The 6507-nt window shown below is 72.9% G+C and carries 7 protein-coding genes; 4 read left to right on the top strand and 3 right to left on the bottom strand.

The annotated features are described in order from the left end of the window. Positions 1–247 precede the first annotated feature (247 nt). Positions 248–1285 carry a GDP-mannose 4,6-dehydratase gene (locus LUZ64_RS26175; protein WP_095584495.1) on the bottom strand — a complete coding sequence of 346 codons (1038 nt, stop codon included), beginning with the start codon at positions 1283–1285 and terminating at the stop codon, positions 248–250. 177 nt (positions 1286–1462) lie between these two features. Here LUZ64_RS26175 and LUZ64_RS26170 point away from each other — a divergent pair, with 177 nt between their 5' ends. After that, positions 1463–2839 carry an erythromycin esterase family protein gene (locus LUZ64_RS26170; protein ID WP_095584496.1) on the top strand — a complete coding sequence of 459 codons (1377 nt, stop codon included), beginning with the start codon at positions 1463–1465 and terminating at the stop codon, positions 2837–2839. 27 nt (positions 2840–2866) lie between these two features. Here the strand turns inward: LUZ64_RS26170 and LUZ64_RS26165 are convergent, their stop codons facing one another. Beyond that, positions 2867–3073 (bottom strand): hypothetical protein, encoded by a 207-nt coding sequence (locus LUZ64_RS26165; RefSeq protein ID WP_095584497.1) that lies wholly within the window; start codon positions 3071–3073, stop codon positions 2867–2869. Between the two features lie 226 nt (positions 3074–3299). Between LUZ64_RS26165 and LUZ64_RS26160 the strand changes: the two genes are divergently transcribed. Both LUZ64_RS26160 and LUZ64_RS26155 read left to right on the top strand, forming a co-directional pair. Next, positions 3300–3470 carry a DUF5670 family protein gene (locus tag LUZ64_RS26160; protein ID WP_095584498.1) on the top strand — a complete coding sequence of 57 codons (171 nt, stop codon included), beginning with the start codon at positions 3300–3302 and terminating at the stop codon, positions 3468–3470. Between the two features lie 326 nt (positions 3471–3796). Next, the gene (locus LUZ64_RS26155; RefSeq protein ID WP_095584499.1) at positions 3797–4615 is read left to right on the top strand and encodes an SGNH/GDSL hydrolase family protein; all 819 of its coding nucleotides are present in this window, start codon (positions 3797–3799) and stop codon (positions 4613–4615) included. Positions 4616–4659: 44 nt separating this feature from the next. Here LUZ64_RS26155 and LUZ64_RS26150 read toward each other — a convergent pair whose 3' ends face one another. Continuing rightward, positions 4660–5598 (bottom strand): GlxA family transcriptional regulator, encoded by a 939-nt coding sequence (locus tag LUZ64_RS26150; RefSeq protein ID WP_095584500.1) that lies wholly within the window; start codon positions 5596–5598, stop codon positions 4660–4662. Positions 5599–5807: 209 nt separating this feature from the next. Between LUZ64_RS26150 and LUZ64_RS26145 the strand changes: the two genes are divergently transcribed. Further along, positions 5808–6497, top strand: a complete 690-nt coding sequence (locus tag LUZ64_RS26145) for a DJ-1/PfpI family protein (RefSeq protein WP_095584501.1) — start codon at positions 5808–5810, stop codon at positions 6495–6497. The last annotated feature ends 10 nt before the right edge of the window (positions 6498–6507 follow it).

Here is a 6507-nt window from a genome sequence, read left to right as displayed (position 1 = left end):
CTTCGCCACGTTCAACTCAACCCATCTCAAGCTCAGGACCGGCGGACTGCAGAGGATTTCGATGTGGGCATCCGGTACTCGGGATGGCTGTTCCACAGCGACTGAGAGTCATCTGGGTGCCCCGCGCGGGGCACTGCTCGACTTCCCGCACGCCACGTGCCAAGTGTCGGCCGACGTGGTCGTGGAATTCCCTAGAGATCGGCCGATCCTGGGTTCACGACGGGTGTGAGCAGGTACTTCGCGGCGGCTACCAGCTCGCCGCGGCGAGCAGCTCGCCGTGGTCGCGCTCGCGGCCGGCCTGGCGGAGGTCGGACTCCACCATCATGCGCATCAGCTCCTCGAAGTCGACGGCGGGCTTCCAGCCCAGGCCCTGACGGGCGTTGCCGTAGTCGGCGCAGAGCGTCTCGACCTCGGCGGGCCGCACCAGCGCCGGGTCCACCACGACGTGCTCCTCCCAGTCCAGGCCGACGCTCTCGAAGGCGATGCGGGCGGCGTCCCGCACCGAGTGCATCTGGCCGGTGCCGACCACGTAGTCCCCGGGCCGGTCCTGCTGGAGCATCAGGTGCATCGCGCGGACGTAGTCCCCGGCGAAGCCCCAGTCGCGCACCGCGTCGAGGTTGCCGAGGAGCAGCTTGTCCTGGAGTCCCAGCTTGATCTGCGCGACCGCGAGGGAGATCTTCCGGGTCACGAACTCCGCGCCGCGGCGGGGCGACTCGTGGTTGAACAGGATCCCGGAGACGCCGTACACACCGTAGGACTCACGGTAGTTCTGGGTGATGTAGTGGCCGTACGCCTTGGCCACGCCGTAGGGGCTGCGCGGGTGGAAGGGGGTTCGCTCGCTCTGCGGCGACTCCACGACCTTCCCGAACATCTCCGAGGAGGAGGCCTGGTAGAAGCGGATCTGGCCGTGGCCGTCGCTCCCGCCGCTGGACTTGCCGAGTCCGCTGACGATGCGGATGGCCTCCAGCATGCGCAGCACGCCGGTGCCGTTGACATCGGTGACGAGCTCCGGCTGCTGCCAGGACATGGGGACGAAGGAGACGGCCCCGAGGTTGTAGACCTCGTCCGGCTGGACGAAGTCGACGGCGGAGACCAGGCTGCCCTGGTCCATGAGGTCACCGTCGACGAAGTTCAGGTCGGGTATCAGCTTGGCGACGCGATCCTTCCGCGGGTTGGCCTGTCCCCGGGTCAGGCCCCACACCTGATACCCCTGGGCGAGCAGGTGTTCGGCGAGGTACGAGCCGTCCTGCCCGGTGATTCCGGTGATCAGCGCACACTTGGACATTCGGTCCCCTTTCACGGCACACGGACATAGCCGGTCGAGGGGCCTCGAATCCGCACCCAGCGCTCGGCAAGCCTCACCGAATCACGGAGCGGGCTAAGGAATTTCCGAGTCTTCGGGTACCGGCGCGCTCCGTCGGGCGCCGATCCGGGGCACGCGCCACCCTGTATAACAGCGTGCATGACACACATATTGACCCGCCGTCGCCTGGTCCCGGCCGTCGCGCTCACCCTCGCGCTGACGGCGCTTACGGGCCCCGTCGCCACCGGCGCGGCCGCCGCCGGACCGCGCGCCGGAGCATCCCTGCCCGCGTCGGACCGGCCCGTGGTGGCGGCGCTGGAGCGGTACGCCCACCCGCTGCGCACCACCGACCCGGGCGCCCCCGGCGGCGACCTCGCCGCGTTCGCCACGATGACGCGCGGCGCGAAGATCGTCGGAGTCGGCGAGGTCTCGCACGGCTCCGGCGAGCTGTTCGCCATGAAGGACCGGCTGCTGCGGCAGCTGGTCGCGCGGGAGGGGTTCTCCGCCTTCGCCATGGAGATCAACTGGTCGGCGGCCGCCCGGCTGGACGCGTACGTCCGCACCGGCGAGGGCGACCTCCGGCAGATCATGGGCGAGGAGTTCCAGGACGCCTACGCCCTGCTGGACACGGAGGAGTTCTTCCGGCTGTTCTCCTGGGTGCGGGAGCACAACCGCACCGCCGCCCGCCCGGTCCGGATCGTGGGCATGGACTTCGCCGACGTGAACCCCGCCCAGTACGAGCGCGTCCTCACCTGGGCCGGGCGCCACGAACCCGCCCTCGTCCCCGAACTGCGCACCCGGTACGCCGCGTTGCGCGCCCTGCCCGGCGGGGTCGGCGAGCGGCTGGCCGCCTACGGCGCCCTCCCGCTCGCGGAGCGCGGGACGATGGCGCGGGACGCCGGGGCGGCGTACCGGCTGCTGGCGGAGGCCGGCGAGCGGGACCCGTGGGTGCTCCAGGAGGCCCGGGTCATCTCCCAGATGGCCACCTCGTACGCCTTCGACGGCGACGACCCCGCGCAGGCCCTCGCCGCGAACCGGCACCGCGACCGGACCATGGCCGAGAACGCCGTGTGGTGGCAGCGCCGGACCGGCGACAAGATCGTCGTCTCGGCGCACAACGGACACGTCACCTACGAGGCGGCGCTGCCCACGGTCTTCCCCGTCACGATGGGCCGGGACCTGCGCGAGCTGGTCGGCCGTGAGTACCTCGCCGTCGGCACCTCCTTGTACCGGGGCGAGTACCGGGCCCGGACCGCGACGGGCGAGGCGGGGGTGTTCGGCGCGGGCCCGGCGGCGCCGGGCAGCAACGAGCACACCCTCGACCAGGTGCGCCACCGCGACTTCTACGTGGACCTGCGCGCGGCCGGCCGTGATCCGGTCGCGGGCGGCTGGCTGGACACCGCGCGTCCGACCTTCCTGATCCCCGGTCGTCATCCCAACCGGCCGACGGCCCCGCTGGCCCTGGGCAAGGGCTTCGACATCGTCGTGCACCTGCACGAGGTGGGAGCGTCGGCGCCGCTCCCCCGGCGCCCGTAGCGGACGGTCCTCGCGCCCGGCACCCTCTCACCAGGTGCCGGGCCCGCCGCCCTGCCAGGCGATCTGTCCCGCGTCGTCGAGCCTGATGTCGTCCGGGTCCCAGCCGGCCCGGCGCAGGAACTCGTACAGATCGGCAACCCCGTACGCGGTCCCGAGGATCTCCCTGCCCACGGTCACCCTCCGGCCACCCGAGGGAGACGGCGGGTGGACCACGATCAGGGCGAGTCCTGTCATGCGTCCAGCGTCCGCCCGGCTCCGGCGGAACGCATCCGGAACGGGCCCGGGCACGGGGACCGCGGGCCCCCGCCCGCCGCCGCCGGAACCCGAGGAGGAGCCGGGGAAAGCAGATCCTTTCCCACCGGACCGGGATTACGGCATTCGTACGGAACCGCGCGATGACGGAAAAGCGGGGTGTGAAGTCATTGTCTCCGGGCACACGTCGTTTCGGAGGTTGATAACTATGGTTCCCCTGCTTCTCGTCCTGCTGCTCGCGCTGATCCTTTTCGGCGCCGGGTTCGCCGTCAAGATTCTGTGGTGGGTCGCCGTCGTCGTGCTGGTCCTCTGGCTCCTCGGGTTCGTCATGCGCTCCACGAGCCCGGGTGGTGGCCGCGGCCGCTGGTACCGATGGTGACCTGAGCCCGCGCCGCGGCCGTAGCGGTCCGGCCGAATTCCCGAATTCGGCCGGACCCGTCCGCGTATCGCAATCGGGAACACGGTCGACCACCACGAAATGAGGGGTGGGTCCCGGCCCTCGAAATGGCCGGGACCCACCTTTTCATGTGAACACACCGAACACGCCGCACACGCTCGACAGATCACGGAAGCGGCGGAATTACCTGACCTCCCGGCCCCCGCGGCGGCGGGCCGCCGACCACGCCGCCGCGTGCCGCACCCCTTACTGGATAGTGCTACTATCCGCCACCAGATAGTGACGCTATCCAGTAAGGGAGACACCCCGTGCCCCACAGCGAGTACCTCCGCTACGTCGCCCTCGGCGACAGCCAGACCGAGGGTCTCGGCGACGGGGACGACCTCACCGGCCTGCGCGGCTGGGCCGACCGGCTCGCCGAGCACCTCACGGCCGCCGACTCCTCGCTCCTGTACGCCAACCTGGCCGTGCGGGGGCTCACCGCGGGCGAGGTCCGCGCCGGGCAGCTGGCGCCCGCCCTCGCACTGCGCCCCGACCTGGTCACCGTCGTCGCCGGGGTCAACGACCTGCTGCGGCCCGGATTCGACGCGGCGTCGGTGGCCGGGCACCTGGAGGCGATGTTCGCCGAACTCACCGCCGCCGGGGCCCATGTGGCGACCCTCACCTTCCCCGACCCCGGGAAGATCATCCCGATCGCCCGGCCGCTCCGGTACCGCGCGCTCGAACTCAACGCCCGCATCCGCGCGGCCGCGGCCCGGCACGGCGTCACGGTCGCCGAGACCGCGGGCCACGCCGTCACCACCGACCCGCGGCTGTGGAGCGCGGACCGCCTGCACGCGAGCCCGCTCGGGCACGAGCGGATCGCCGCGGCGATGGCCGACGCCCTCCGCCTGCCCGGCAGCGACGGCACCTGGGCCCTCCCCCTGCCGCCACGGCGGGCCCTCACCGGAGGGCGGGCCGTGGCGGCCGAACTCCGCTGGGCGGGCACCTTCCTCGGCCCCTGGCTCGTACGCCGGCTGCGCGGCGTCTCCTCCGGCGACGGCCGCACCGCGAAGCGCCCGGAACTCCTGCCCCTGGACGGCACGCCCGGCACTCCGGGCGCCCGGCCGGCCCTCGGGCACCCGTAGCCGGGAAGCACCCGGCACCCCCACCCCACCGCCGCGCCGGTCCGTCAGCTGAAGGCGCGGCGGTAGGCGTGGGGGCTGACCCCCGTCGTCCGCTTGAACCGGTCACGGAAGGCGGTGGGCGAGCCGAAGCCGACCTGGGCGCCTATGCGTTCGACGGGGTGCCGCGTGGTCTCCAGGAGGTGCTGGGCCTGGCGGACGCGGGCCCGGTGAAGCCACTGGAGCGGGGTCGTGCCGGTCTGTTCGCGGAAGTGCCGGATCAGGGTCCTGGTGCTGGTGCCGGCCTGGGCGGCGATGTCGCCGAGGGTGAGGTCACGCGCGAGGTTCTCCCGCAGCCAGGTGAGCAGGGGTTCGAGAGCGGAGCCCCGCGGGGTGGGCGCGTGGTCGTGGACGATGAACTGCGCCTGCCCGCCCTCGCGTTCCAGGGGCGTGACGGACAGCCGGGCGGCGTCGGCGGCGACCGCCGAGCCGTAGTCGCGCCGGATCATGTGCAGGCACAGGTCCAGGCCCGCGGCGGCGCCGGCCGAGGTGAGGATCTGCCCGTTGTCGACGTACAGGACGTCCGGGTCGACGTCGACGGCCGGGTACGCGGCGGCGAGTTCGGCGGCGGCCATCCAGTGGGTGGTGGCGCGCAGACCGTCGAGCAGCCCGGTGGAGGCCAGGGGGAAGGCACCGACGCAGATCGACGCGATGCGCGTGCCGGCGGCGGCCGCCGCTCGCAGGGCGTCGCGGACGGCGGGGTCGAGGGGAGCGGTGTGACCGTCGGTGCCGGGCACGACGATCGTGTCCGCGTCCGTCAGTCCCTCCGGCCCCCACGGCGCGCGCAGGGTGAAGGCACCCGCGTCGATCTCCGGTCTCTCCCCGCACACCCGGACCCGGTAGCCGGGGCGCCCGTCCGGCAGTCGGGTGCGGGTGAAGGCGTCGATCGGGGTGGCCAGGTCGGACGGGACCACGCGGTCCAGCGCGAGTACGGCGACGGTGTGCATGGCGGGAAGATACCCGCCCGCCGGGCTGAAGTCCCTGCGGCACCCGAAGCCCGTGACCCTCCGTTTCCCCGGCTCGCGGCCACCACGAAGGCACTGGCGTTATCCCGTCGGAAGCTGTCACTAATGCCACTGGGGCACGGAAGGAGGCCCGAATAGCGTCGGGAGCGCCCCGGCACGGGACCGGGCCCGCCCCACCGGAAGGAACGCCCATGCACGCCCAGATCGTCCTCTTCGACGGCTTCGACCCGCTCGACGCCCTCGCCCCGTACGAGGTGCTGTACGCGGGCGGCATCGCCTCCGGTGGAGCGCTGAGCGTGGAGCTGGTCTCCGCCGAGGGGCCGCGCGAGGTGGTCAGCGGTACCGGCGGGGCGGCCCTGCGCGCCGCCGGAGCCCTCGACCCCGGCCGCCCGGGCCTGATCATCGTGCCCGGCGCCTCGGGACGCGTCGGGGAGCCGGAGGAGATCCCCGGCTACGACACGGAGGCCGGACCGGAGCGGCGGGACGAGTCCATCCCCGTCCTGATGCGGCGCGCCCTGAGCACCGAGCTGCCCACCCTGATGAAGGCGGCGCTGGGCAACCCCGAGGTGACGGTCGGCACCGTGTGCGGGGGCTCGCTGCTCCTGGCCATGGCCGGCCTGCTGGAGGGCCGTCGCGCCACCTCCCACCACCTGCTCCTGGACCTGCTCGGCACCACGGGCGCCCACGCGGTCCGCGCCCGCGTCGTCGACGACGGGAACCTCGTCAGCGGCGCCGGGGTCACCTCCGGTCTCGACCTGGGCCTGTACCTGCTGGAGCGCGAGGTGGGGCCGCGGGTCGCCCACGCCGTCGAGGAGCTGTTCGCGCACGAGCGCCGCGGCGTCGTCTGGCACGCCCGGGGCCCGGTGCCCGTGGGCTTCTGACCCCGCGCGC

The organism is Streptomyces albireticuli (assembly GCF_021228125.1).
GTDB classification, from domain to species: domain Bacteria; phylum Actinomycetota; class Actinomycetes; order Streptomycetales; family Streptomycetaceae; genus Streptomyces; species Streptomyces albireticuli.
The sequence above is the reverse complement of the archived record's forward strand: the minus strand, read 5'-3'. Positions and strand labels throughout refer to the sequence as shown.

Excerpts from the sequence above, each read along its gene's own strand:
- LUZ64_RS26170 (WP_095584496.1), top strand. The coding sequence starts at position 1,463 with ATGACACACATATTGACCCGCCGTCGCCTGGTCCCGGCCGTCGCGCTC.
- LUZ64_RS26175 (WP_095584495.1), bottom strand. The coding sequence starts at position 1,285 with ATGTCCAAGTGTGCGCTGATCACCGGAATCACCGGGCAGGACGGCTCG.
- LUZ64_RS26150 (WP_095584500.1), bottom strand. The coding sequence starts at position 5,598 with ATGCACACCGTCGCCGTACTCGCGCTGGACCGCGTGGTCCCGTCCGAC.
- LUZ64_RS26160 (WP_095584498.1), top strand. The coding sequence starts at position 3,300 with ATGGTTCCCCTGCTTCTCGTCCTGCTGCTCGCGCTGATCCTTTTCGGC.
- LUZ64_RS26165 (WP_095584497.1), bottom strand. The coding sequence starts at position 3,073 with ATGACAGGACTCGCCCTGATCGTGGTCCACCCGCCGTCTCCCTCGGGT.
- LUZ64_RS26145 (WP_095584501.1), top strand. The coding sequence starts at position 5,808 with ATGCACGCCCAGATCGTCCTCTTCGACGGCTTCGACCCGCTCGACGCC.